General features: G+C 66.2%; 24 protein-coding genes. 14 read left to right on the top strand and 10 right to left on the bottom strand.

Annotated elements, in window-relative coordinates:
- Positions 1-2 precede the first annotated feature (2 nt).
- Positions 3-461, bottom strand: a complete 459-nt coding sequence (gene nrdR / locus L1O03_RS04680) for a transcriptional regulator NrdR (RefSeq protein WP_236118277.1) — start codon at positions 459-461, stop codon at positions 3-5.
- Between the two features lie 48 nt (positions 462-509).
- Positions 510-872, bottom strand: a complete 363-nt coding sequence (locus L1O03_RS04675; protein WP_236118276.1) for a hypothetical protein — start codon at positions 870-872, stop codon at positions 510-512.
- A gap of 228 nt (positions 873-1,100) precedes the next feature.
- Here L1O03_RS04675 and lexA point away from each other — a divergent pair, with 228 nt between their 5' ends.
- Together lexA and L1O03_RS04665 are read left to right on the top strand one after the other, a co-directional pair.
- Positions 1,101-1,802, top strand: coding sequence for a transcriptional repressor LexA (gene lexA, locus L1O03_RS04670; RefSeq protein ID WP_236118275.1), 702 nt, complete (start codon positions 1,101-1,103; stop codon positions 1,800-1,802).
- Between the two features lie 242 nt (positions 1,803-2,044).
- A complete protein-coding gene (locus tag L1O03_RS04665; RefSeq protein ID WP_236118513.1) occupies positions 2,045-2,824 on the top strand; it encodes a DeoR/GlpR family DNA-binding transcription regulator in 780 nt (259 codons plus the stop codon).
- A gap of 99 nt (positions 2,825-2,923) precedes the next feature.
- Here the strand turns inward: L1O03_RS04665 and ptsP are convergent, their stop codons facing one another.
- A complete protein-coding gene (gene ptsP, locus L1O03_RS04660; protein ID WP_236118274.1) occupies positions 2,924-4,624 on the bottom strand; it encodes a phosphoenolpyruvate--protein phosphotransferase in 1,701 nt (566 codons plus the stop codon).
- Positions 4,625-4,851: 227 nt separating this feature from the next.
- Between ptsP and pfkB the strand changes: the two genes are divergently transcribed.
- From pfkB to L1O03_RS04645, 3 genes are all read left to right on the top strand, one after another.
- Entirely contained in the window at positions 4,852-5,823 is a 972-nt protein-coding gene (gene pfkB, locus L1O03_RS04655) for a 1-phosphofructokinase (protein WP_236118273.1), read from the top strand.
- Positions 5,824-5,834: 11 nt separating this feature from the next.
- Positions 5,835-7,925 carry a PTS fructose transporter subunit IIABC gene (locus tag L1O03_RS04650; protein WP_236118272.1) on the top strand — a complete coding sequence of 697 codons (2,091 nt, stop codon included), beginning with the start codon at positions 5,835-5,837 and terminating at the stop codon, positions 7,923-7,925.
- 102 nt (positions 7,926-8,027) lie between these two features.
- Complete coding sequence (locus L1O03_RS04645) at positions 8,028-8,297, top strand: HPr family phosphocarrier protein (protein WP_236118271.1); 270 nt, start codon at positions 8,028-8,030, stop codon at positions 8,295-8,297.
- Between the two features lie 87 nt (positions 8,298-8,384).
- Here L1O03_RS04645 and L1O03_RS04640 read toward each other — a convergent pair whose 3' ends face one another.
- On the bottom strand, positions 8,385-9,626 hold the full coding sequence (locus L1O03_RS04640; protein ID WP_236118512.1) for a uracil-xanthine permease family protein: 1,242 nt from the start codon (positions 9,624-9,626) through the stop codon (positions 8,385-8,387).
- 187 nt (positions 9,627-9,813) lie between these two features.
- On the opposite strand from L1O03_RS04640, the gene L1O03_RS04635 reads away from it, so the two are divergent.
- Genes L1O03_RS04635 through L1O03_RS04620 form a run of 4 tightly spaced genes read left to right on the top strand, consistent with a single transcriptional unit; the run spans position 9,814 to position 12,730 of the window.
- Positions 9,814-10,563, top strand: coding sequence for a GntR family transcriptional regulator (locus L1O03_RS04635; protein ID WP_236118270.1), 750 nt, complete (start codon positions 9,814-9,816; stop codon positions 10,561-10,563).
- Complete coding sequence (locus L1O03_RS04630; protein WP_236118269.1) at positions 10,556-10,999, top strand: PTS sugar transporter subunit IIA; 444 nt, start codon at positions 10,556-10,558, stop codon at positions 10,997-10,999. The genes L1O03_RS04635 and L1O03_RS04630 overlap by 8 nt, the downstream gene beginning before the upstream one ends.
- A 30-nt stretch (positions 11,000-11,029) precedes the next feature.
- The gene (locus L1O03_RS04625; RefSeq protein WP_236118268.1) at positions 11,030-11,311 is read left to right on the top strand and encodes a PTS sugar transporter subunit IIB; all 282 of its coding nucleotides are present in this window, start codon (positions 11,030-11,032) and stop codon (positions 11,309-11,311) included.
- Between the two features lie 21 nt (positions 11,312-11,332).
- Positions 11,333-12,730 (top strand): PTS ascorbate transporter subunit IIC, encoded by a 1,398-nt coding sequence (locus L1O03_RS04620; RefSeq protein ID WP_236118267.1) that lies wholly within the window; start codon positions 11,333-11,335, stop codon positions 12,728-12,730.
- Between the two features lie 61 nt (positions 12,731-12,791).
- Here the strand turns inward: L1O03_RS04620 and hflX are convergent, their stop codons facing one another.
- On the bottom strand, positions 12,792-14,285 hold the full coding sequence (gene hflX / locus L1O03_RS04615; RefSeq protein WP_236118266.1) for a GTPase HflX: 1,494 nt from the start codon (positions 14,283-14,285) through the stop codon (positions 12,792-12,794).
- A gap of 66 nt (positions 14,286-14,351) precedes the next feature.
- On the opposite strand from hflX, the gene L1O03_RS04610 reads away from it, so the two are divergent.
- Together L1O03_RS04610 and L1O03_RS04605 are read left to right on the top strand one after the other, a co-directional pair.
- The gene (locus L1O03_RS04610; RefSeq protein WP_236118265.1) at positions 14,352-15,104 is read left to right on the top strand and encodes a hypothetical protein; all 753 of its coding nucleotides are present in this window, start codon (positions 14,352-14,354) and stop codon (positions 15,102-15,104) included.
- 24 nt (positions 15,105-15,128) lie between these two features.
- Positions 15,129-15,635 carry a hypothetical protein gene (locus L1O03_RS04605; RefSeq protein ID WP_236118264.1) on the top strand — a complete coding sequence of 169 codons (507 nt, stop codon included), beginning with the start codon at positions 15,129-15,131 and terminating at the stop codon, positions 15,633-15,635.
- A gap of 22 nt (positions 15,636-15,657) precedes the next feature.
- Here the strand turns inward: L1O03_RS04605 and dapF are convergent, their stop codons facing one another.
- The 3 genes from dapF to L1O03_RS04590 are packed head-to-tail and all read right to left on the bottom strand — an operon-like array spanning position 15,658 to position 18,163.
- Positions 15,658-16,551 (bottom strand): diaminopimelate epimerase, encoded by an 894-nt coding sequence (gene dapF, locus L1O03_RS04600; protein ID WP_236118263.1) that lies wholly within the window; start codon positions 16,549-16,551, stop codon positions 15,658-15,660.
- 11 nt (positions 16,552-16,562) lie between these two features.
- Positions 16,563-17,492, bottom strand: coding sequence for a tRNA (adenosine(37)-N6)-dimethylallyltransferase MiaA (gene miaA, locus L1O03_RS04595; RefSeq protein WP_420830288.1), 930 nt, complete (start codon positions 17,490-17,492; stop codon positions 16,563-16,565).
- Positions 17,489-18,163, bottom strand: a complete 675-nt coding sequence (locus L1O03_RS04590) for a hypothetical protein (RefSeq protein ID WP_236118262.1) — start codon at positions 18,161-18,163, stop codon at positions 17,489-17,491. The genes miaA and L1O03_RS04590 overlap by 4 nt, the downstream gene beginning before the upstream one ends.
- A gap of 153 nt (positions 18,164-18,316) precedes the next feature.
- Here L1O03_RS04590 and L1O03_RS04585 point away from each other — a divergent pair, with 153 nt between their 5' ends.
- Entirely contained in the window at positions 18,317-19,732 is a 1,416-nt protein-coding gene (locus L1O03_RS04585) for a DUF349 domain-containing protein (RefSeq protein ID WP_236118261.1), read from the top strand.
- On the top strand, positions 19,729-20,931 hold the full coding sequence (locus L1O03_RS04580; protein ID WP_236118260.1) for a GNAT family N-acetyltransferase: 1,203 nt from the start codon (positions 19,729-19,731) through the stop codon (positions 20,929-20,931). The genes L1O03_RS04585 and L1O03_RS04580 overlap by 4 nt, the downstream gene beginning before the upstream one ends.
- Here L1O03_RS04580 and L1O03_RS04575 read toward each other — a convergent pair.
- Entirely contained in the window at positions 20,928-21,620 is a 693-nt protein-coding gene (locus L1O03_RS04575) for an Rv2732c family membrane protein (RefSeq protein ID WP_236118259.1), read from the bottom strand. The genes L1O03_RS04580 and L1O03_RS04575 overlap by 4 nt on opposite strands.
- Before the next feature lie 27 nt (positions 21,621-21,647).
- On the bottom strand, positions 21,648-23,171 hold the full coding sequence (miaB, locus tag L1O03_RS04570; protein ID WP_338026125.1) for a tRNA (N6-isopentenyl adenosine(37)-C2)-methylthiotransferase MiaB: 1,524 nt from the start codon (positions 23,169-23,171) through the stop codon (positions 21,648-21,650).
- 245 nt (positions 23,172-23,416) lie between these two features.
- Here miaB and gluA point away from each other — a divergent pair, with 245 nt between their 5' ends.
- On the top strand, positions 23,417-24,145 hold the full coding sequence (gluA, locus tag L1O03_RS04565; protein ID WP_236118509.1) for a glutamate ABC transporter ATP-binding protein GluA: 729 nt from the start codon (positions 23,417-23,419) through the stop codon (positions 24,143-24,145).
- The last annotated feature ends 4 nt before the right edge of the window (positions 24,146-24,149 follow it).

Here is a 24,149-nt window from a genome sequence, read left to right as displayed (position 1 = left end):
GATTATTCCTCATGGCGGAAGCGCCGGCGCATGAGGCGGATCTCGCTCTCGAAGTCCTCGGCAGATTCAAAGGACTTGTAGACGGAGGCAAATCGGAGGTAGGCGACCTCATCCAGGCGGCGGAGCGGCTCAAGGATGGCAAGCCCGATCTCATTCGTGGGTACCTGCGAACTCCCCTTTCTCCGCACAGCCTCCTCAACCTCAGCGGCGAGTCTCTTGAGAGAATCATCCGAGACGTCCCGCCCTTGGCACGCTCGCCGGACACCCGTGATGAGTTTGTCCCTACTGAAAGGCTCGGTCACCCCGTTGCGCTTCACCACGAGAAGGACGGCTTTCTCCACGGTGGTAAAACGCCCCCCGCAGCGCGAGCATTCTCGACGCCGACGGATCGTGGTACCGCCATCGACGACGCGAGAGTCAATCACTCGCGATTGAGAATTCTGACAGAAGGGACAGAGCATCGACCACGCCTCATTCTTCTCGGACCTGACCCTCCTATCCTAAGGGCTTCACTGCGCCGAGAAAGAACTCTGAGGCATCGGGCCCACCGGTTGCAGGTCATCGGCAGAATCCAGGAAGAGAAGGCCACCCATGAGCGCCAATCCGAACACACCACCGATGAGGAAATGGACAATCCCCTGCGAGGCGACCTCGGATTTCCCTATCCCGCGAATGCCGGAACTCCCCTTAGTCCGAGAATGAAGCGGGTGTGCGGATGTTCGATCATCAACACTGAGCGTTCGAACATGCGCCGAGAGAGGCTGGACAGCCATGCGGCTCGCGGGATCCCACACCTGCCCTTTCACAGCCTGCGGCCGGGGCATCGACGCAGCAAGAGAGTGATTTTTCGGCATATTCACAGTGATCGACATTGTTCCATCCTTCGCGTGTTGTGCTCCAAGGACGGTCCCACACTAACGACCACCCTGGACGTGAACCGGGCCGTATCGCCCGTCTGTTCGATTTATAACACGGATTCGAACACCTGTCCAGAACTTCGCGACATTTTTCGAACAGCCGTACCATTTCCCCCTCCCTTCATGTAGAGTGAGGAACAACAACACGACCCGGCATGTCAATGGAAGACGAGGAGACGACGTATGGCACGCAAGAAGGGGGAGCGTACCTCCAAGAACAAGAAGGCCGACTGGGACAGCCTCAGCGAGCGTCAACGACGGATTCTTCAAGTGATTCACGATGCCCTCGTGCTTCGCGGCTACGCCCCCAGCATCCGTGAGATCGGCGATGCCACCGGCCTGCAATCAACGTCGTCCGTTGCCTACCAGCTCAAGGTTCTTGAGGAAAAGGGCTTCCTCCGGCGGGATCCCAACAAGCCTCGGACCGTCAACCTTCGCCTTCAGGATCAGTTCACCACCCCCCAGCAAAAGGCGAAGCTTCCTGCGGCCGAGCAGCCTGCCGATCGCTCCCCGGCCAGCTACATCCCCATCGTGGGTGACATCGCCGCCGGCTCCCCCATCCTTGCCGAGGAGAATATTACCGACTACCTCCCCCTCCCCCAGGACATCGTCGGCGACGGGGACCTCTTCATGCTTCACGTCGTCGGGGAGTCGATGAAGGACGCCGGGATCCTCGATGGCGACTGGGTCGTCGTCCGTTCCCAGCCAGTCGCAGAAAACGGCGAGTTCGTCGCAGCCATGATCGACGGAGAAGCGACCGTGAAGGAATTCCACCGTGACAGCTCAGGGGTGTGGCTCCTTCCCCACAATGACAGCTTTGCTCCGATTAACGGCGATCACGCGGAAATCATGGGCAAGGTCGTCAGCGTTCTTCGGAAGCTCTAGACGGATTCCCACACCGCTCTTCCCCCCAAGTGTGGGGAGCATGACCGGCCCCTTTCCCTGTCACGGCGCTACGATCCTCCCGCAACGCGCCCATCTCTGCACATTCCTCAAGGTCGGGGCTATTTGACGTATAATCGGGCATAACCAAGCTCAGATCCCACCAATAACAACATTGTTCGGGGTCTGAGCATGACCATGCCTCCGCCATGCGACTCCCCGGGGGCACAGAGCGAAGGATGATGATGTACGCAGAGGAACGCCGTCGCCAAATAGCTTCCCTCACAGCTGTCGAGGGGAGAGTGAACGTTACGGAACTCGCCGGGCGCTTTGACGTGACGGCTGAGACGATCCGACGCGATCTCGCCGTTCTCGATCGCGAAGGCATCGTGCACCGCGTCCACGGAGGCGCCGTCGCTAGCCAGAGCTTCCAGACAACAGAGCTCAGCCTCGATACGCGCTTCCGCTCCGCCCCCACCGCCAAGTCCGCCATCGCGCGGGCGGCGCTCGAGTTCCTCCCCGAGCCCCACGGTGGCATGTTCCTCGACGCCGGCACGACCGTGACGGCGCTGGCCAGCCTCATCGCGGAGCAGCCGCACGCCAAGGATTGGTCCATCGTCACCAACTCCCTCGCCACCGCGCTCGACCTCGCGAACAAAGGACTCAGTGAGGTCCAGCTCCTCGGGGGCAGCGTCCGGGCCATCACCCAGGCGGTCGTCGGCGACACCGCCCTGCGCACCCTCGCGCTCATGCGCGCCGACGTGGCCTTCATCGGCACGAACGCCCTCACCCTTGACCACGGGCTCTCCACCGCGGACGCCCAGGAAGCCGCGATCAAGTCCGCCATGGTCACCAATGCGCACAAGGTCGTCGTCTTGTGCGACTCCTCCAAGATGGGCAATGACTTCCTCGTGAGCTTCGCCTCCATCTCCGACATCGATGTCGTCATCACCGACACCGGAGCCGCCGAGTCCTTCGTCCACGCCCTCCGCGACAATGACATCGAGGTCGTCCTCGCGGAATAAGCCTCACCCCCGGCCCCCGCTTCATCATCCCGAGCCCCGCACGCTCAAGCGCCCGCCCTCCATCACGGAGAGCGGGCGCTCGCTGTTTACGCCGCGCGGCTAGGACGCCGGGCCCACGATGATCTCGCGGACAGCATCGCGGGCAGCCTGGGCGCCGGAGGCGTCGACGGCTGCCTCAGCAGCACGGATGCAGGTCTCCATATCAACCTCGGCGAGCTGCGCACCCACGCCAGCCACGGCCGTCGAGGCCGCCGAGAGCGAATCCACGCCAAGGCCAGTGAGAACGCAGGCGAGCAGCGGATCCGCCGCCGCCTCGCCGCACACGCCCACGGCGGTCTTCGTCCGCTTGCCCTCCGCGCACGTGTGCTTGATGAGGCGAAGGACCGCGGGCTGCCACGGGTCGGTGAGGTAGGCCAGCTGCGGGGACATCCGATCCGCGGCCATCGTGTACTGCGTCAGATCATTCGTGCCGATGGACACGAAGTGCAGGTGAGGCATGATCTTGTCCGCCATGAGGGCCGCGGCGGGAACCTCGATCATCGCGCCGGCGATAAGGCCGCGCTCCTCACAGAGGGAGGCGAACCACTGGGCCTCGCGGGCCGTGGCGACCATCGGGGCCATGACCCAGGTCGGGGCGTCCTCGCCACGGCCGAGGTTGCGCGCGGCCAAGGCGATGGCGTCGAGCTGACGGGTGAGCAGGGCCTCGTTGTCGCGCGCGATGCGCAGGCCGCGGACACCGAGTGCCGGGTTCTCCTCCTCCGCCATGTTTGCGTAGGCGATGGGCTTGTCGGAGCCGGCGTCGAGGGAGCGCACGACGACCTTGGACTCCGGGAAGGCGCCCAGGACCTTCTGGTAGACGGCGGCCTGCTCCTCGACGCTGGGCTCCTCCGTCGCGCTGAGGAAGCAGAGCTCCGTGCGGAAGAGGCCAATGCCCTCCGCCTGGGAGCCGGCGGCGATCCGCGCCGCGTTGCCATCCTGGACATTCGCGAGCAGCTGGACGCGGTGCCCATCCTTCGTCTGGGCGGGCCCCTCCCACCGGGCGATGGCCTCGGCCCGGGCGCGGGACTCCTCGACCTGGCGGCGGGCATCGTCGGGGTCTGCTTGGAGGGTTACGGTCCCCAGAGCGCCATCGACGAGGGCCTGCGTCCCGGCCTCGATCTCGCGGAGAGCGGCGCCAGCGGCGACAATACAGGGGACGTTGAGCTGGCGGGCGATGATGGCCGTGTGGCTCGTCGGGCCGCCCAGCTCGGTGACGAGACCCACGATGCGGCTGGTGTCCAGCGCGGCGGTGTCTGCCGGGGAGAGGTCGTCGGCAAAGAGGATCGCCTCGCCCTGGACGTCCGGCAGGCCGGGCTCGGGCTCACCGCGCAGCTCGGCGATCACGCGGTCGCGGATGTCCTTGAGGTCCATCGTCCGTTCCGCCATGACGCCGCCGGCGGCCTCGAACATGGAAACGAACTTATCCGTGGCGGTCACCACGGAGTACTCAGCCGAGTGTCCCCCTCTCACGTTCTTTCGTACGGCTTTTTGCCATCCCCGGTCGCGGACCATGCCGGCCGTGGCGGTCAGCACCTCCGACGCAGCGCCCTCGGCGCTCGCGGCCCTGGCCTCCAGGCGCTCGGCCACCGTCGCTGCGGCGGCCTGGAAGCGCTCATACTCTGCCTCGCGGGACTCTTCCGGAATGGACTTCCCGCCCTTCGGCAGCTCAGGCCGCGGACGAATCCAGACAACTTCGGCATAGGCCACACCGGGCACAACTCCGGTACCAGACACGGGCACAATGGGCGAAGAAGGAGACATAAGGGGGCCACCTACCTATCGAAACGAAGGGGATTTACTCCTTCCAGGACACCATAATTTTGCCCAACCTGCAACGACCCAAAAAGAAAACGCTTGACAAACGGGCACAACCAAACATAAAATGGGCACAAACAAAAAGGTATGTGGCGAAAAACTCATCCCCGCCCCTCAGGTGATGCTCCCGTCACAGCCTAGCGAATCCGATCTCCGTCTCAGAGGTATCCGCAGTGATTGTCACCCTCACCCTCAATCCCAGCATCGATGCCACGCTGGCCCTCGCTGAACCCCTCCACCGCGGCAGCGTTCACCGCCTCCAGACCGTGACTCGCGTCGCGGGAGGAAAAGGTATCAACGTCTCCCACGCCGTCCACCGCGCTGGCCACCCCACGCTCGCGGTCTTCCCCTCCGGCGAGCGCGATCTCTTCTCGACGCTCGTCGGGGACATCAACCTCCCCCACCACGCTCTGCCCATCGCCGATTCCGTCCGCACGAACACGACGGTCACCGAGCCCGATGGTGAGACCACCAAGTTCAATGGCCCCGGCCCCACCCTCAGCGACGCCGAGCTGCGCAACCTCATCCAGATCCTCCTCCGGGAGCTCGAGGACGCGGAGTGGCTCGTCATGGCCGGCTCCCTTCCTCCGGGGTGCCCGAAGGACATGTACTCCCAGATCATCACCGCCGTGCGCGAGGCGCACCCCCGGGTGCGGATCGCCGTCGACACCTCCGACGCCGCGATGGTGGAGCTCGGCAAGAACCTCGGCACCGCCACCCCCGACCTCATCAAACCCAACGGCATGGAGCTGGGCCAGCTGGCCGGCCTCAATGGCCACAAGGCTGAGGACGATGCCCAGCACCATCAGTTCTCCGCCGTCCTCGATGCCGCCGCGACTCTCCTCGACAAGGGCCTCAAGGACGTGCTCGTCACCCTGGGTAGCTCCGGCGCCGTCCTCGTGAATCGCGAGGGTGCCTGGCATGCCGCCCCGCCGCCCATCACCGTCGTCTCCACGGTGGGCGCTGGCGATTGTTCTCTCGCCGGATTCATCCTCGCCCGCACGCAGAATCTGTCCTCTGAGCAGTGCCTCCGCCAGGCCGTCGCCTATGGTTCCGCCGCCACGAGCCTGCCCGGCACCTCCATCCCCGACCCCGCGGACCTCGATCTCGATCGCACTCGCATCACCCCCCTTCCTTTCGATTAGGACCCACCACCATGAGCACCCCACTCATCACTGAGGACCTCGTTGCCCTCGATACCTCCCTCGGCGCCACACCCGATGACGTGATCGCCGCACTCGCCCAGCGCGTCGCCGACGCCGGACGCGCCACCGACGTCGCCACCCTCACCGCCGACGCCCAGGCCCGCGAGCACCGCTCGCCCACCGGCGTGCCCGGCGGCGTCGCCATCCCGCACTGCCGTTCCGCCGCCGTGACGGAGGCCTCCCTCGCCTTCGCGCGGCTGAGCGAACCCGTCGACTTCTCCGGCCCCGACGGCCCAGCGCGCCTCGTCTTCCTCATCGCCGCCCCGGAGGGCGCAGGCAAGCAGCACCTGGTTATCCTCTCCGCGCTGGCACGGGCGCTCGTCCGCAAGGACTTCCGCGCTCAGCTCGAAGGCGCAGCCTCCCCCGGCGAGGTCGTTGGGCTCGTGGAGAATGTCATTGCCGCAGCTGCGGCGAAGAAAAAGAAGAAGGCCGCGGCACAGAAGCAGACCGCCGCGGCCCCCACCGCGCCGGAGGAAACTCCCGCCGAAGGCTCACGCGTGACGAGGATCGTCGCGATCACGGCCTGTCCCACCGGCATCGCTCACACGTACATGGCCGCGGACTCCCTGACGCAGACCGCCGCTGAGCGTGCTGACGTCCAGCTGGACGTCGAGACCCAAGGCTCCTCCGCTGTCACTCCCCTCGACCCGGACATCATCCGCCAAGCCGACGCCGTCATTTTCGCGACGGATGTCGGGGTGAAGGACCGCGAGCGCTTCGCTGGCAAGCCGGTCATCAGCTCGGGCGTCAAGCGCGCGATCAATGAGCCGGCGCGCATGATCGACGAGGCCATCGCTGCGGCCGCAGATCCTCACGCCCCGCGGGTCCACGCCCAGGGCGCGGGCGCGGCCGAGGGCTCCTCCCCGGACTCCTCGCCCAGCGGGGAGCTCAGCTGGGCGAAGCGGATCCAGCAAGCCGTCATGACCGGCGTGAGCTACATGATCCCCTTCGTCGCCGCAGGGGGTTTGCTGCTGGCGATTGGCTTCCTCGTGGGCGGCACCGACGTGGCCCACGCCTGGCAGACTCTGGCCACGGAGTACTCGCTGACGAATCTCCCCGGCCACTCTGTGGTGGTCGACGGCCAGACCGTAGAATTCGCCCGCTCGGGTCTGCCGCTGTACCTCGGCGCCCTCTTCTTTGCCACGGGCCAGATGGGCATGCAATTCATCGTCGCGGCGCTGTCGGGATACATTGCCTACGCTCTTGCTGGGCGCCCGGGCATTGCCCCCGGCTTTGTTGGCGGTGCGGTGTCCGTCCTGGTGGGCGCCGGCTTCATCGGCGGCCTCGTCACCGGGATCATCGCCGGGCTCATCGCGATGTGGATCGGTTCCTGGAAGGTGCCCAAGGTGGTGAGCTCCCTCATGCCGGTAGTCATCATCCCGCTGCTGACCTCGCTCATCGTGGGGCTCGCGATGTTCCTCCTCCTCGGGCGCCCGCTGGCCGCCGCCATGCTGGCCATGCAGAACTGGTTGGGCAGCATGTCCGGGTCCTCGGCCGCGCTGCTGGGCATCATCCTGGGCCTCATGATGTGCTTTGACCTGGGCGGACCTGTGAACAAGGCGGCCTACCTCTTCGCGACGGCCGGCCTCTCCTCCGGTGACCCCGCCAACGCCAAGATCATGGCCGCTGTCATGGCTGCCGGCATGGTGCCGCCGATCGCGCTGAGTCTTGCGACCTTCCTCCGCTCCTCCCTCTTCACCCCCGCGGAGCGGGAGAACGGGAAGTCGGCATGGCTGCTCGGGCTGAGCTTCGTGTCCGAAGGGGCGATCCCCTTCGCCGCGGCGGATCCCTTCCGCGTCATCCCCGCGATGATGGCCGGCGGTGCCGTCACTGGTGCGCTCTCCATGGGGCTGGGCGTCGCGACCCAATCCCCGCACGGCGGCATCTTCGTCATCATGGTGATCAGCCCCCAGTGGGCGTTCCTCGTGGCCCTCGTGGCGGGTGTCGTGGTGTCGACGGCAGCGGTCCTCGCGCTCAAGCACTTCTGGCGCTCCACGCCCAGTGAGAACACCATCCCTGCCCCGGCCGAGGTCACAGCCTGAGCCTCTGGCAGGAGCCCCCAAGTCCACCTACACTGAAACAAAAAGCAGGCCCGGCTCGACCATTCACCGCCAGGCCTCAGATCTAGAGGAAAGGAAACACCCATGGCCTCCAAGACCGTAACTGTCGGATCCTCCGTCGGCCTTCACGCCCGCCCTGCCTCCATCATCGCGGATGCCGCCGGCGAATACGATGAGGACATCTTCCTCACCCTGGTCGGGTCCGATGATGATGAGGAGACGGACGCCGCCTCCTCGCTCATGATCATGGCCCTGGGCGCCGAGCAGGGTGACGAGGTCACCGTCACCTCCGAGAACGCCGAGGCTGTTGAGAAGATCGCCGCTCTCATCGAGAAGGATCTCGACAACGCCTAAGATCCCGTGGTCGAGCCTCGACCAACCACAATCCCCCTCCTCCGCTCTGGAGGAGGGGGATTGCTTGTGTGCGAGGGTGAGGCGGGCTTAGAGGCTCCGGTTTCCCTCTCCCACATGCCGATACAGCCAGGTCAACGCCGGATAGGCCACAATGATGCCAGCAGAGCCCCAGGCGATGCCCTCGAGGCTGATCGGGCCGACGGCCAGCGTGAGGTTTCCAATCCCGGCGATGAGCGCAATCGCCGCGGTGAGCAGGTTCACCGGGTTGTTGAAATCCACCTTGTTGTCCTGCCAAATGCGGATGCCGAGCATCCCGATGAGCCCGTAGAGGACGATCGTCGCGCCGCCGAGGACGCCCGTGGGGATCGTGAAGATGAGCGCCCCGAACTTCGGGATGAAGGCCAGGGCGATCGCCGTGAATCCCGCCACCCAGTAGGCGGCCGTCGAGTACACGCGGGTGGCCGCCATGACCCCGATGTTCTCCGCGTAAGTCGTGGTGCCGGAGCCGCCGAAGGCGCCGGCCAGCGTCGTCGCGATGCCATCCGAGAAAAGGGCGGTCCCAGCCAGATCGTCGAGGTTGCGCCCTGTCATCTCGCTCACGGCCTTGACGTGCCCCACGTTCTCCGCGATGAGGACGATAATGACCGGCAGCGCCACGAGGATCGCGGAGGCCGAGAAGGCGGGCGAGTGGAACGTCGGGAAGCCAATCCACGGAGCGGCGGCCACCGTCTCCCGCGCCCCATCTGCGAGGTTGCCCGTCAGCGCAGCGAAGATCCATCCGACAATCACGCCGATGAGAATCCCGAGCCGAGAGACCATGCCGCGGCCGCCGATCGTCGCGAGCACGATGACCACCATCGTCACCGTCGCGACGAGGGGCTGCTCCTGGTAGTTCCCCGCTGCAGCGGGAGCCAGGTTCAGCCCGATGAGGGCGACGATGGCGCCAGTCACCGCCGGGGGCATGACGGCATCGATGACCTTCCGCCCCGCGAGCTTCACCACCACGCCGACGAGAATGAGCGCCACACCGGCGCAGAGGACCGCGCCGGTCTGTGCCCCGGGGCCCTGCGCCTGGCTGGCGGTGAGCGGCGCGATGAACGCGAAGGAGGACCCCAGGTAGGAGGGCAGGCGATTCCGCGTCATCATGAGGAAGAGCAGCGTGCCCAGGCCGGAGAAGAGGAGCGTCGTGTTGACCGGGAAGCCGGTCAGCGTGGGGACGAGGAGCGTCGCCCCAAACATCGCGATGACGTGCTGCATCCCGATGCCAATCGTGCGCGCCCAATTCAGCCGCTCCTCCGGCGCGACGACCCCTCCCGGCGCGATATGCACACCATCGCCGTGAAGAGTCCAACCAAAGAGGCGCCCTTTCTCGTGATCCGCCGGCGCCGTGGCGGGGGTCCTGTCTTCTCGCGTGTTCACCCTGACAGTATGACCTATCCCCTCTGTGAGAAAGAGCATGAGATCCCCCAAGGGATTCATCATGACAATATGATGAATCAGTGAGGAGGCGGTTGCCATGTCCGAGCCGAAGTATCTCATCGCGCAACGGGTCATCACCCGGCTGTGCCGCGATGCCGGCGTCGGCGGGCAACTGCCCACCGAGCAGGAACTGTGCCAGCTCCTCGGGTACTCCCGCATCACGGTGCGCCGCGCTGTCGACGTCCTCGCCGCGCAGGGCATTGTCCGGCGGCGCCAGGGCAGCGGGACCTATGTTGAGGCCCTGCCCGGCCCTCCCCCGGAGGTCATCAACCCCCTGGGATTCCACGCCCAGATGACGACGCGCGGCCACCGCGTGCGCTCGCGGGTGTGCTTCCTCGCGACGGTGCCCGCCGCCCCCGAGGCGGCCTCGGCTCTGGGCCGGCCTCTCGGTACGCCCCTCGTGAAACTCGTGCGGCTCCGATTTCTCGACGGCAGCCCGCACCACCTCACGACCTCCTGGTGGGATCCGCAGCTTCTCCCCGCTGAGAATCCCGGAACCTACGAGGATCACTCGCTCTACGGGCTCTTCCGCGAGCGTGGCGTCGAGCTCATCCGCGAGGACGTCTCGGTCTACCTCGGGCACCCCGCGGCCGATACCGCCGCTCTTCTGGAGATCCCGGCGCGCGAGCCCCGACTCATGAGCGATTCCATTGTTTTCAGTCCCGACGATCACCCGGTGGCCTTCTCCCGGACGCTGCGCCGTGCCCCCGACGCGACGGTCTCCTTCAGCATGACCGCGGTGGAGAGCCCCCACACCCCCACAGAACAGGAGCATTCCCTTGGCTAACCTGGGAATTCCCGAGCACCGCATTGCCGTCGTGGAGCCCACGGAGTGGGCCAGCGCCACCCGCACCTGCCTGGAGCTTCTCCGGGAGGACGGGCTCATCGAACAGCGCTATATCGACGCCGTCCTCGACAGCGTGCGCAGCGGAAGCGGCCTCTACATGGACTTGGGCAAGGGCGTTATGCTGGCCCATACCCGCCCCGAGAATGGCGCGAAGGGGACGGGGCTCGCCCTCGTCGTCCTGTCCACGCGGGTGGATCTCAATGAGGATCCTGCTCACCCCATTGACCAGATCTGGGGCCTGTGTGCGGAGGATACGCACTCCCATCAGGAGCTCATGGCGGCGTTCGCACGTGTGCTCATGAATGAGGAGATTCGTTCGCAGATCTCCGCCGCGCGCACCCCATCCGACATCATCGCTCTTCTCGACCAGGCCTAGTCCCGGTCCCCTCACAGAAAGGATCAGCCCATGAAATTCATGGCGATGTGCAGCTCCGGCCTCGGCTCTAGCTTCATGGTGGAGCTCAACATCAAGAATGCGCTCAGCGAGCTTGGCGTCGAGGGCGCCGAGGTCACCCACTCCGACCTCGGCGGGGCCTCCCCGCAGGATGCCGACGTCTTCGTCGTCGGCCGGGATCTCGCCGACGCGACCACGCAGTTCCCCAACCGCGTCATCCTCGACAGCATCATCGACAAGGAGGAGCTCAAGGAGAAGCTCCGGGCGGTGTGCGCTGACAAGGGCCTCCTCTAGGCGGGATGGGGTGAGCAGACCATGAATTCCGTCCTCAAGTTCTTCGTCGACGTCTTCAGCCAGCCGGCGGTGATCATCGGCCTCATCGCGCTGCTGGGGCTCATTCTCCAGCACAAGAGCTTCTCCGACACGATGAAGGGCACCATCAAGTCCTTCGTTGGCTTCCTCGTCCTCGCGGCGGGGGCCGGGTTGGTCTCCGATTCGCTGACCCCCTTCGGGGACATGTTTTCCGACGTGTTCGGCGTCCAGGGCGTCGTGCCGAATAACGAGGCAATCGTCGGCCCCGTGCTCATCGATTACGGGAGCACGGCCGCCCTCATTTTCTTCTTCGGCATGATCGTCAACGTGTGCTTCGCGCGCCTCACGCGCTTCAAGTACATCTACCTCTCCGGTCACGTGGCCCTCTACCAGTCGGCCATGCTCGCGGTGATCCTCATCGTCGCAGGCTTTAGCCCCTGGCAGGCGATCATCCTCGGCGCGATCGCCGAGGGAGTGATCACGACGGTCTCCCCCGCCGTCGTTCAGCCCTTCATGCGGCGCGCCACCGGAACCGACGACGTTGCCCTCGGGCACACCGGCGGGTTCGGCGTCGCCTTCTCAGGCCTGCTCGCGACACTGACGAAGGGGGACCCGAAGAAGTCGACGGAGAGCATGAATGTTCCGAAGAACCTCAGCTTCGTCCGCGACACGAACGTCGTCATCATGCTCTCGATGGGACTCATCTTCCTCATCGTGGCGCTCATCGCGGGGCCGACGTACGTCCACGAGAACATCTCGGAGGGGCAGAACTACCTCGTCTGGGCGATCATGCAGGCGGGCCGCTTCACCGCCGGCGTCTTCGTCATCCTCGCCGGCGTGCGGGCCGTGCTCAATGAGATTGTCCCCGCCTTCCAGGGCATCTCGCAGAAGCTCGTTCCCCACGCCAAGCCTGCGCTCGACGTGCCGGTTACCTTCACCTTCGCGCCGAATGCCGTCATGGTGGGCTTCCTCTCCTCACTCGTCGCGGGGATCCTGGGGATGGCGATCATGGGTGTTGCCGGCCTCACCATCATCATCCCCGGGATCGTCGCCCACTTCATGACGGGCGGCGCGGCCGGCGTGATCGGCAACGCGGTGGGCGGCCGGCGCGGGGCCATCGTCGGCGCCTTTGGCAACGGCGTGTTCATCACCCTCGTCCCGTTGCTGCTCCTGCCGGTCCTCGGTGAGATCGGGACCGCGTCCTCCACCTTCGGGGACTCGGACTACGGTGTGATCGGCCTCTACCTCGGCTGGCTCAACATGGGTGCCGGGCAGCTGGGTATCCTGCTGGGGATCTTCGTGGCGGTCGTTGGTGTCTTCGCCGCCTCCTTCTGGATGGGGCGCCGGGAGAGCCGAAGCCAGGCTGCCGTCGAAAAGGATGGCGCGCAGAGCGCTCACTAAAGGTTATCCACGTCTACCGGGCCACGGCCCTCCCCTCGGCATCGCGCCGAGGAGGGGGCCTTTAGCTCACCTGGAACTCGGCGAGCTCCTGGGCCACATCGCGGGGCAGGCGGACGTCGAGGAGCGTGCCCTCGGGCTGGTACTCCTCGGAAAGGACGGTGCCGAACTCGTGGATCCGGGCGACAACGCTGCCGCGGGTGTAGGGAACGAGGAGGGAGACGTGGGCGTCGAGCTCATTAAGGAGGAGCTCGATGCGGGCCTCCAGGTCCGCGATCCCCTCCCCCGTCTTCGCTGAGACGAACACCGCGCCATCGATGTGGTGGCGCAGCTCAGCGAGCGTGAGCGGATCCGCCGCATCCACCTTATTGACCACCACGATCTCCGGCGGCATCGCATGACCAGAATCCCGCACGATGTCCACCAGCACCTCGTTGACCGCGTGGATCTGCTTGAGGGGGAAGGGGTCGGAACCGTCGACGACGTGGAGGACGATATCCGCCTCGATCACCTCTTCGAGGGTGGACTTGAAGGCCTCGACGAGCTGGGTGGGCAGGTGCCGCACGAAGCCCACCGTGTCGGTCATGACGACGGCCCGGCCATCGGCGAGCTCCGCGCGCCGCGTCGTGGGGTCAAGGGTGGCAAAGAGCGCGTCCTCAACGAGCACGCCCGCACCCGTCAGCGCGTTGATGAGCGAGGACTTCCCGGCATTCGTATACCCGGCGATGGCGATCTTCGGGATGGCGGAGGACTGACGGCGCTCCCGTTTGATGTCGCGGGAGGTCTTCATCGCGGCGAGCTCGCGGCGCAGGCGGGCCATCTCGGCGCGCAGGCGTCGACGATCCGCCTCAATCTTCGTTTCCCCCGGACCGCGCAGGCCCACACCGCCATTCGACCCGGCTCGGCCACCCGCCTGGCGGGACAGACTCCCGCCCCACCCGCGCACGCGCGTGATGAGGTACTCCAGCTGGGCCAACGCCACCTGCGTCTTGCCCTCGCGGGACTTCGCGTGCTGAGCGAAGATATCGAGGATGAGCATCGTGCGGTCGATGACCTTCACGTTGAGCGCATTCTCCAGCGCCACGAGCTGGCCCGGCGCGAGCTCACCATCACAGACGACGGTATCCGCCCCCGTCGCCGCCACAATGTCCTTGAGCTCGTGCACCTTGCCCGAACCGATGTACGTGCCCGGATCCGGCTTGTCCCGCCGCTGGTAGAGCATGTCGATGACTTCCGCGCCAGCGGTCTCCGCGAGGGCCGCCAGCTCATCCATGGTGGCTTCGACCTCCGCGGTCGTGCCCTCAGTCCACACGCCCACGAGGATGACCCGCTCCAGACGCAGCTTGCGGTACTCCACCTCATAGCCGTCGTCCTGTTCCTCGGCGCGGATGGTGGTGTCACGGTGCACCCGACGGAAGGCGTTGCGCTCCGCGAGGTCAAAGTCTCCGACGGTGGGCGCTTCCCCCTCCGAGGATCCGCGCTCCTCCTGCAGGCGGCCAACGGGGGCATTGTCTTTAAAGGCCTGCGCGAGCAGATCCTCGTGTTCCTGACTGGTCATTGTCTCCTTCGGCTTAAGGTCTGACGCCTGGACAGTAGCACACGGCGACGGGGTAGAATCACGACCATGACAACCGACCTCAAGAGTATTGGCCTGGACTTCCCACGGTGGCAGGATGCTGTCGAAGCGGCAATCGCCACGGATAACCTCGCTGTGATTGGCGAAGTGCGGGGTGGACAGCTGATCCAATACTCAGATGCGTCGGGTGCACAGATCATCATCCTGGCGGTGGAGCCTTTCGCCACCTTTGCGGGCTTTGAGTCCACCGCCCAGGTCTTTGGTCATGTGTCCATGATTAACGATGTTCTCGCTTTTGTCGAGGTGGTCGATGCCTTCGGGCATCAGCTGGCTTCGGTGACGCTCAATCTTGCGCAGGGGCCACTCCTCGTCGATGCGCCCGCGCAGCAGTGGCAGCAGCTTCATCTCACCGCCCTCGCCCTCGACTACACGGTGTACCCCACCCCCGAGGCCTACACGGCAGCCACCGGCACCATGCAGCCGGCGCAGCTGAACAGCCCGGGTGCGGAGATCATCGAGTCCTCCTCCGGGGCCGCAGCCCCGGACGCCAGCGTCACCTTCGCCGGCCGCGTCATTGAGTCGGAGTACCGCACCAGCGAGCTCACCGGCCAGCGCTTCATCCACGTCGTTCTGGATAGCGTCGTGAGCTTTGACGTCTGCCTCCCCGACGCCCCGGAGCTCCCGGAGAAGGGGGCCATCCTCGAGGGGAAGGGTGTTCTCACCGGCTCGGTTATTGTGGCCTCCGGCTGCGGGGGCAGCGGAGGGTGCAGCTGCGGCAGCGGCGGATGCGGGAACCATTAATCGCCCAGGCTGGTGGTGTTATCCATGCGTGTACTGAAGATCGTGCTGATCGGGGCTCTTATTGTGTGCTGCCTCGCCCTGCTCAGCGTCGTTGAGCTCACGGTCCTCGGTCTCTGTATCATCATCCCCCTCGTGGGGATTGCGTACTTTATTTTCCGGCAGGACCCCGACACGGCGGAGAGCGACTCCCTGCGCCAATCTATCCACGCGAGCGCCCAGGACATTCGCGATCTCCTCGCGGAGTATGACACCTTCCTCTACTCCGCGGACGCCGATCACCTCGCCGACCGCACGCTCTATCGCCCCGCCCTTGCCGACGACGACTGCCGCATCCCCGCCATCCGCACCTTCTTCCAGCAGGCTGAGCGCTCCCGCCGATTCCTCACCCGCCTGGAGGGCCAGCTCAGCGGGAAGCACAACCTCTCCTACCTCGAGCGTCTGCTGTCCATGACCGACCACCGCTACCAGGAGCTGCGCACCGCCTGGGACAATGCCCGCCAGGTGGCACGCCTCCACGGGGCAAGCTACTAGCGCCGCGTTCTGCGGCGCCGGGTTAGGTCGTCGTCGTCAATCCCGGAAGGCCGCGCACAGTTCCCTCCGCGAGGATCACCGAGGGCCCGCGCAGCGTCGAGTTGTCTCCCTCGATACCCACCGTCACCTGTCCCCCGGGGACGTTGACGGTGACGCTGCCGTGTTCGCGCCCGGCGTCAGCGAGAGCCGCGCGGGCCGCAGCCACCGTCCCGGTCCCGCAGGAGAGAGTCTCCCCCACGCCGCGCTCGATGACGCGCATGTGCACAGCATCCTCCGCGTCGAGTTCGGTGAGAATCTCAATGTTCACGCCCTCGGGGAAGAAGTCCGTGTCGATCGTGGCCGGACTCCCCAGCGCAAGCCCCGCCAGCCGCTCGGGCGTGAGCCCCGGAATCACGCAGGCCAGGTGCGGGTTCCCCATATCGACGCCCAGGCCCGCATAGCCCTGCCCGCCGATGAAGCAGGTGGAGAGCCCCAGGACCTCCGGCGTCCCCATTCCGACAGTCACTTCCGCCCGCAGCTCATCGGCAGCGTGCACGCTCACGGTGCGCACCCCGGCGCGCGTGCCGATGTGGAAGCTCCTCTCCGTCACTCCTTCGCGGGTGCACAGCCAGTGCGCGAACACGCGGACGCCGTTGCCGCACATCTCCGCCAGGGAGCCATCGGCATTACGGTAGTCCATGAACCACATGTCCCGTTCGACGCCCTCAGGCAGGCTGTCGATCTCCCCCGCATCGAGGAGGGCCCCTGAGCGGACGACGCGCAGAATCCCATCGCCCCCGATCCCCCGCCGCCGATCACACAGCCACGCGACCTGCTCGGCGCTGATCGGTGTGGCGGCCTCCGGGTCAGAGAGAATGACGAAGTCATTTCCCGTCCCGTGGCCCTTCGCAAAGCTCAACTGCGCAGCGGTATTCATAGGTCCCGAGCCTAGCGTTTCTCCCCCTCGATGAGAGCACAGGCCTCGCTGAGGGTGTCGCCGCTCGCGTCGATCCAGTGGATTCTCGGGTCTCGACGGAACCAGGCACGCTGGCGGCGGACGTAGCGGCGTGTCCCGGTGATGGTGCGCTCGAGCGCCTCGGAGGGGCTCAGGATGCCCTCCATCATGTCGAGGACCTGCGCGTATCCGATGGCCTGGCCGGCCGTCGAATGCCGACGCAGACCGCGCTCACACAGCCCCTCCACTTCCGCGATGAGCCCCTTCTCAAACATGAGGTGGGTGCGCTCCTCGATGCGCGGGTTGAGCCACTCCGCCTCCGTGCCCAACCCGATGAGCAGGGTGTCCCAGTACGGCGTCTCGCGCCGGATGGGTTGGCTCGCTGCGTAAGGCTGCCCGGTGAGTTCAATGACCTCCAGGGCGCGGACTGTCCGCCGCGGATCACGGTCCTCGATGATGGCAGCGGCCTGCGGATCCTTCTCCGCGAGCTCCGCGTGGAGGCGCTCTACCCCCACCTCGTTGAGTCGTTTCTCCCAGCGCCCACGCACAGCGGGGTCCGTCGGCGGAAACATCCACCGATCCATGAGGGATTGGATGTACATCATGGACCCGCCCACGATGATGGGAACGACGCCCCGTCGCCGGATCTCCTCAATGTCCGCGCTGGCCTCCCGCTGATAGCGGGCGACCGAGGCGGTATCGGTCACCTCGAGGACGTCGAGCTGGTAGTGGGGAATCCCCTCGCGCTCGCTCTCGCTGAGCTTCGCCGTGCCGATGTCCATGCCCCGGTAGAGCTGCATCGAATCGATGTTGACAATCTCCGCGCCCAGCCGGTGGGCCAATGCAAGGGAGAGCGCCGATTTGCCGGAGGCCGTGGGGCCCACGATGGCAATCGGACGAGGCAGCGTGCTCTGCGTCCTCATGCGCACACACCCCCTTCTTCCGGGTCCGCGGCCGAGGCGTCTGTGGTGGGCTCGACGCTCGCCACCGCGACATAGCGCCCCACGCCCGTGCTGTGCTCGGCGGCGAGGAGACGACGCCGCGATGGAGCAAGCGCCGCCACTTCACGCCAGAGTTCGGGTTCGAGGATCCCGGCTTCGCGAAGCTCGGCGGGCTCCGGCAGCTGGGGACTGCCCGTGCCGCCCAGAACGTCGCGGCACCAGAGATCGGCCCACTCCGCCCCGTCGAGCAGTGCGAGGGGGGCGCGAGGCGTCATGCCCGCCGAGCCGTCGAGCGCCACCACCGTGAGCGCCTCCGGATCGAGGGGATGAAGAGAGCCACGCACGTCGCTCACAAGCTGCTCGCGCTCGGGGCCGAGGAGGATGCGCTGGAGGATTTCGGGCAGCACGTACCCATCTGCCGCGACGGGTGCTTCGGGCGGGGCGCCCCACGCGCGAAGGCTCCCACGGTGGGCGGTGCGCCAGCGCGCATCTCGCGAGCCGACAAGGTGGATGCCGTGGGCCGGGGGTATCCGGAGGAGGTGATCGAGGCGCTCCTCGATGAGCGCGCGCAGACGGATTCCCTCCGCGTCTCGCGGCGAAAGCTCGCGCAATAATGCTGGACTGCCTGGGACAATGAGAAGCTGATCCGTCACCCTCACCAGGGTACCGAGGCTGCGGGACGTCAGTGGCGAAGGGTTCGGGCCTCTGACACTCCCCTCGCGAAGGCGGTATGTTGAACGTGAATACTGAGGAATACTGAGGCGTCGCTGCGCGCGACTTCCATCCCAACCCGCGAGGAGTACACCATGACCGAGAACCCTGCGTCCACCCAGGCCACCCCGGGAGGAGAATCCTCGCCCTCCACTCCGAAGCCCACGCCGCGGCCTGGCGCCCCGAAGCCCGGCCCGCGTCCTGGCCCCCGGCCGGGTCCTCGCCCTGGTCCTCGCCCGGGCGCTGCGGGAGCAGGCCTGCGCACCCCCGCCCCGCTCCCCCAGCAGCCGAAGAATGATCCTTCCCGCTGGGGCCGCATTGCCGAGGACGGCACGGTCTACCTGCGCACCGCCGAGGGAGAGCGCGTGATCGGCTCCTGGCAGGCCGGCACCGCCGAGGAGGGGCTCACCCACTTCGGGAAGAAGTTCGACGACCTCGCCACGGAGGTCGAGCTCCTCGAAAGCCGCCTCCGCGCCCACCCCGAGGAGGCGCACAGCATCCACCAGACCGCGGAGGAGCTCCAATCCTCTCTCGATTCCCAGGCTGTGCTCGGCGACATTGAGTCCCTGCGCCGCCGGCTCGGCGATATCCAGCAGCATTCCACCCAGGCCGAGGAGCAAGTGCACCACGACCGCGAGGAGCGCCGGGCCAAGGCCATCGCCCGGAAGGAAGAGCTCATCGCGGAGGCGGAGGAGATCGCCGCCCACTCCACCGAGTGGAAGGCCGCCGGGGATCGCATCCGTGCCATCCTCGACGAGTGGCGCACCATCCGCGGGATCGACCGCAAGACAGACGACGGCCTGTGGAAGCGCTACGCCAAGGCCCGCGACGCCTTCAACCGCCGTCGCGGCTCCCACTTCGCGGAGCTGGACCGGAACCGCGCAGCGGCACGCCGCGCCAAGGAGGCGCTCATCGTCCGGGCCCAGGAGCTGCAGGATTCCACCGACTGGAACCAGACCGCCCGCGCATACCGGGACCTCATGAGCGAGTGGAAGGCCGCCGGCCGCGCCTCCCGGGACGTCGATGACGCCCTGTGGGAGCAGTTCCGCGCCGCGCAGGACCACTTCTTCTCCGCCCGCAACGCCGTCCACGAGCAGCGTGACCGCGAGTTCGCCGAGAACGCTGCGCAGAAGGAGGCGCTGCTCGCGAAGTACGATCCGAAGATCAACCCCACGGAGGATCTCTCCGGCGCCCAGGCTGCCCTCCGCGAGCTGCAGGAAAAATGGGAGGCCATCGGCTACGTGCCGCGCCAGCGCGTGCACGAGTTTGAGGAGCGCATTGCCGCCATCGAAAAGAGGGTCGCCGATGCCGCCGACGCCCAATGGCGACGGACCGATCCCGAAGCCCAGGCCCGGGCCGCGCAATTCGCCGCCCGCGCCGCTGAGCTCGAACAGCAAGCAGAACACGCCGCAGCGCAGGGCAAGGACTCCCAGGCTGCGAGCCTGCGCGCCCAGGCAGAGCAGTGGGCCGAGTGGGCGAAAACCGCCGAGGAGGCCGTCGAAAACCGATGATCACCTGGCTGCGCGTCGCCGAACCTGCCGCCTCCTCTCCGGCGAGCGGCGGGGGCCGTGGCGTCGAGCAGCCCACGACGGCCCTCATCAACCGGACATTCGTGTCCAATCTGGCGCTCGCCGAGGCGACGGGGAGCGACATGCAGGCGATCACCGTCGATCGTTTCCTTGAGAGCCTCCGGCCCACCCAGGAACAGCGCCGGATCTTTCTCATAGCCCTCGAGCTACCGGAGGGCGCCCTCCCCGAGGGGCTTCCGCGCGATCCCTGTGGCTTCTCCACCGTCCCGTCTACCGGGGATGATCCGGTCTGGCTCCTCGAGCACGAGGCGCTCGCCTACCTCGTCATCAGCGTGCCTCTCCTGCAAGACACGTCCTCGCTGTGGTGGCAGGTTGACCTCGACGCCGAGTTCCTGCCCCTCCCCGGCGAGCGCTACTCCCCGGAGGCCGAGCGGATCCTCGATAGCGCACTCGGTGTACTCGACGAGGTCGCCGCCGCTCTTCACCGCACCCACCTCTATCTCTGGAACACCGTGGGTGCTCATTGCCCTGTGGAGGAGGCACCGCTTCCGGCCTTCCTCGCGTCCCGGGGATGCCACGCCGTCCACCGCGAGGCCCAATACTCGATTGAGGTCGAACGCGGGAATCATGCGCCGGAGGCCCCTGACATCGAGGCGAAGGGTGTGAGCCTGATCCTCTACACCGAGGACGGCTGCCCCGAGCACGCCCTGCCCGCGCTCTGCCAGCTCTCCGATACCGCCGAGTGGGATATTCCCGCCGGGGATATTCAGCTGGAGCCAAGCCCCTGGACCCCCGAACGGATCCGCGACGCGGAGCGCATCGCCCGGGCGGGAGGCCACCGCAGCATCAGTGCGCTCCTCATCGACGAGGACGGCGCCGGCGTGGCGCTCAGCACCATCGCCCAGCACCGCAGCGCGCGCCCAGAGATCGCGGAGCAGAACATGACCGTCGTGGCCCGGAACTACCGGGGCCGCGGCCTCGGCGCCGTGGTGAAGAAGGCCGCGCTCGCAGAAGCGGCGCGACGCTGGCCGCGACTCCGGCGGGTGGGGACCTCGGTGGCCGTCGAGAATGCCGCAATGAACCGCATCAATGAAAGCATCGGGATGCAAAAAATCAGCCAGGCGAGCGCCTGGCTGAAACAGGCTCCCCTCCGTACGGACGGGGAGTTGGGGCGAGCCTAGTTCGCGGGGCGGGTGGAATCCGTGCTCTCCTTGCCGCGGGCGCGGGCGTGCGCCTGGGCGCGTCGATCATCGATGAGCAGCGGGTTCGTCTCCCAGTCTCGCTGATTCTGGCTCTTGAATTCCTCGGCTTGGAGGAGGCCGACGCTATCCAGGTGGTCCTCCGCGCGGCGGCGCTCCGCCATGGACAGCTGCTCCGGGGTCCGCCGCAGGATGATGTTGCTGCTCACGACCACGCAGATGAGCACCGGGAGGATCGCAAGGTACATCCCGAAGGAGGCACTGCCCGCCGGATTATCCACTGCCGTGTGCCTCAGCCACAGCGCCAAGACGATAAAGAAGGCGCTCACGCAGCTAAACATCCAGAGCAGCCACGAGACAATCGTGGAGCGCGTGAGAAGGAGAATGAGGTTGAGTACCCCGGGGCCGATCGCCGTGAGAATGACGAAGACGAACTCGGTGATCGTGATGCCCGCGGCCCGCGCCGTGCCGCTCACCAGCAGGATCTCATAGGTGCGGACGCTCGACTCACCATTGGGGCCGCCCGTCGTAAAGGGCAGGACGAGCGAGACGATCCAGAGGAGAAAGGCGATGCCCAGTGCGAGCCGGATCGTCGGCCACGCATCGGACGTCAAACTCCGCGCGAGCTTCTTTTCCTGCTGGCCAAGGCCCTCATTCTGCTGGGATGTCATCGCGTGAACTATTCTCCTTCGATACTCTTAGCTCCGCACTCGCGGCATTCCCAACCCTACCCCGACGGGAGCGGTGGTTGGGACCTTCCCGGCCTCGCTCATGTCCCCTGCCCGGGTGCGCCGGTGCGAGTGCACCCCGGAGTCCGCGATGAGGAAGTGCGGCTTCGACTCGGTGACGGTGACGTGCACGACGTCTCCCGGGCGGATCGAGCCGTCGATCGCCCCCTCCTCCGCGGCTTCGGGCGTGAAGTGCACGAGCCGGCCGTCGCGAGCCCTCCCGCTCATGCGGTGATTCTGCTTGCTCTTCTTGCCCTGATCCTCCTGGACGAGCAGCTCGAGCTCGCGACCAAGGAAGGTCTCATTCTCCTCTGCGCAGATCCGCTCCTGGAGTGCGATGAGCCGCTCGTAGCGCTCCTGCACAACCTCCTTGGGGACCTGCTTCTCCATGGTGGCCGCCGGGGTGCCGGGCCGCGGCGAGTACTGGAAGGTAAACGCGGAGGTAAAGCGCGCCTTCTCCATGACGTCGAGGGTGGCCTGGAAATCCTCCTCGGTTTCCCCGGGGAAGCCGACGATGATGTCCGTGGTGATCGCCGCGTGGGGGATTTTGGCGCGGACCTCGTCGAGAATGCGGAGGAACTTCTTGGTTCGGTAGCTGCGCCGCATCTCCTTGAGGATCCGGTCCGAACCGGACTGCAGCGGCATGTGCAGCTGGGGGCAGACATTCGGGGTCTCGGCCATGGCGTCGATAACATCCGAGGTGAACTCGGCCGGGTGGGGGCTGGTGAAGCGCAGGCGCTCCAGACCCTCAATCTCCCCGCAGGCGCGCAGCAGCTTGGAAAATGCGGAGCGATCGCGCTCCATGTCCGGGTCAGCAAAGTTCACGCCATAGGCGTTGACGTTCTGCCCGAGCAGGGTCACCTCGCTCACGCCCTGGTCGACGAGCGCCTTCACCTCTGCCAGAATATCGCCTGGCCGGCGGTCCACTTCCTTCCCGCGCAACGACGGCACGATGCAGAAGGTGCACGTGTTATTGCAGCCCACCGAGATGGACACCCAACCCGAGTACGCCGATTCCCGCTTGGCGGGCAGCACGGAAGGGAACTGCTCGAGGGATTCGACGATCTCCACCTGCGCGGACTCATTGTGGCGGGCGCGCTCCAAAAGCGCCGGCAGGGAGCCAATATTGTGCGTTCCGAAGACGACGTCCACCCACGGCGCCTTCTCGATCACGACGTTGCGATCCTTCTGCGCCAGGCATCCGCCCACGGCGATTTGCATACCGGGGTGCTGTTCCTTCGTGCTCTTCAGGAGCCCCAGGGTTCCGTAGAGGCGCGTGTCCGCGTTCTCTCGCACGGCGCAGGTATTGAAGACGACGAGGTCAGCCTCCTCCCCCGCAGGAGCGGGGGCATAACCGGCATCCTCGAGAAGCCCAGAGAGACGCTCCGAATCATGGACGTTCATCTGGCACCCGAAGGTGCGCACTTCATAAGTCCGGGGCCCTTCGGACGCCGCCCCGAGGGCATGCTGTAGCTGGCTGGATTGCTGAGTCACGTTCGCTCATTGTAGTGATCCCCTCGCCCCTCACCAATTTCCTGGAATCCGCACTGAGCCGCGGTTTTCCGGCGCGCGGCGCAGTGGTGAGCCCGAGCGCCTCACCGACCCACGCGCTCCCTTCCCCGGTGTGAGGCCCACGACCACCACGGGTGATATACCCCACAATGGGGGTGGTATTGCATGAGAAAATCTTAATATGAGATGGCTTATTTTAAGCTACGCCCATGACACAGAACACACCCATGATCCGGATGTCCGGCGTCAACAAGTATTTCGACGACTACCACGCGCTCCGGGACATCACGCTCGAGATCCCTCGTGGGCAGGTCGTGGTGGTGCTGGGCCCCTCCGGATCGGGGAAGTCCACGCTGTGTCGTACCCTCAACCGGCTGGAGACAATCGACGGGGGTGTCATTGAGATCGACGGCGTTCCGCTCCCCGAGGAAGGAAAGGAACTCGCCTCCCTCCGCGCCAACGTCGGCATGGTGTTCCAGTCATTCAACCTCTTCCCACACCTCACCATTCGGGATAACGTCACGCTTGGCCCCATCAAGGTGCGCCGACAGTCCAAGGAGGAGGCCCAGAAGAAGGCCCTCGCCCTCCTGGACCGCGTCGGCATCGCCAACCAGGCTGACAAGTATCCCGCCCAGCTATCCGGTGGACAGCAGCAGCGCGTGGCTATCGCCCGAGCGCTCGCCATGGACCCGAAGATCATGCTCTTCGACGAGCCCACCTCTGCCCTCGACCCCGAGATGGTCAACGAGGTTCTCGACGTCATGGCCAGCCTCGCGGAGGACGGCATGACGATGGTCTGCGTCACCCACGAGATGGGCTTTGCCCGACGCGTTGCTGACCGGATCCTCTTCATGGCCGACGGAAGCGTGGTGGAGGACACCAACCCGGATGACTTCTTCACTCATCCCAGCAGCGAGCGGGCGAGAGACTTCCTGGACAAGATCCTCGCCCACTAATAAC

Origin of the sequence: Corynebacterium uropygiale, from assembly GCF_021568315.1 — a bacterium.
Classification (GTDB): Bacteria; Actinomycetota; Actinomycetes; order Mycobacteriales; family Mycobacteriaceae; genus Corynebacterium; species Corynebacterium uropygiale.
This window is presented reverse-complemented; position numbering and strand designations above follow the sequence as displayed.

Bases quoted from the DNA above. Each gene is read 5' to 3' on its own strand.
- L1O03_RS04645 (WP_236118271.1), top strand. From the start codon at position 8,028: ATGGCCTCCAAGACCGTAACTGTCGGATCCTCCGTCGGCCTTCACGCC.
- L1O03_RS04575 (WP_236118259.1), bottom strand. From the start codon at position 21,620: ATGACATCCCAGCAGAATGAGGGCCTTGGCCAGCAGGAAAAGAAGCTC.
- miaA (WP_420830288.1), bottom strand. From the start codon at position 17,492: ATGAGGACGCAGAGCACGCTGCCTCGTCCGATTGCCATCGTGGGCCCC.
- L1O03_RS04675 (WP_236118276.1), bottom strand. From the start codon at position 872: ATGTCGATCACTGTGAATATGCCGAAAAATCACTCTCTTGCTGCGTCG.
- L1O03_RS04635 (WP_236118270.1), top strand. From the start codon at position 9,814: ATGTCCGAGCCGAAGTATCTCATCGCGCAACGGGTCATCACCCGGCTG.
- L1O03_RS04610 (WP_236118265.1), top strand. From the start codon at position 14,352: ATGACAACCGACCTCAAGAGTATTGGCCTGGACTTCCCACGGTGGCAG.
- L1O03_RS04580 (WP_236118260.1), top strand. From the start codon at position 19,729: ATGATCACCTGGCTGCGCGTCGCCGAACCTGCCGCCTCCTCTCCGGCG.
- L1O03_RS04625 (WP_236118268.1), top strand. From the start codon at position 11,030: ATGAAATTCATGGCGATGTGCAGCTCCGGCCTCGGCTCTAGCTTCATG.
- ptsP (WP_236118274.1), bottom strand. From the start codon at position 4,624: ATGTCTCCTTCTTCGCCCATTGTGCCCGTGTCTGGTACCGGAGTTGTG.
- L1O03_RS04650 (WP_236118272.1), top strand. From the start codon at position 5,835: ATGAGCACCCCACTCATCACTGAGGACCTCGTTGCCCTCGATACCTCC.
- nrdR (WP_236118277.1), bottom strand. From the start codon at position 461: ATGCTCTGTCCCTTCTGTCAGAATTCTCAATCGCGAGTGATTGACTCT.
- L1O03_RS04620 (WP_236118267.1), top strand. From the start codon at position 11,333: ATGAATTCCGTCCTCAAGTTCTTCGTCGACGTCTTCAGCCAGCCGGCG.
- L1O03_RS04585 (WP_236118261.1), top strand. From the start codon at position 18,317: ATGACCGAGAACCCTGCGTCCACCCAGGCCACCCCGGGAGGAGAATCC.
- L1O03_RS04605 (WP_236118264.1), top strand. From the start codon at position 15,129: ATGCGTGTACTGAAGATCGTGCTGATCGGGGCTCTTATTGTGTGCTGC.
- gluA (WP_236118509.1), top strand. From the start codon at position 23,417: ATGATCCGGATGTCCGGCGTCAACAAGTATTTCGACGACTACCACGCG.
- L1O03_RS04665 (WP_236118513.1), top strand. From the start codon at position 2,045: ATGTACGCAGAGGAACGCCGTCGCCAAATAGCTTCCCTCACAGCTGTC.
- dapF (WP_236118263.1), bottom strand. From the start codon at position 16,551: ATGAATACCGCTGCGCAGTTGAGCTTTGCGAAGGGCCACGGGACGGGA.
- lexA (WP_236118275.1), top strand. From the start codon at position 1,101: ATGGCACGCAAGAAGGGGGAGCGTACCTCCAAGAACAAGAAGGCCGAC.
- hflX (WP_236118266.1), bottom strand. From the start codon at position 14,285: ATGACCAGTCAGGAACACGAGGATCTGCTCGCGCAGGCCTTTAAAGAC.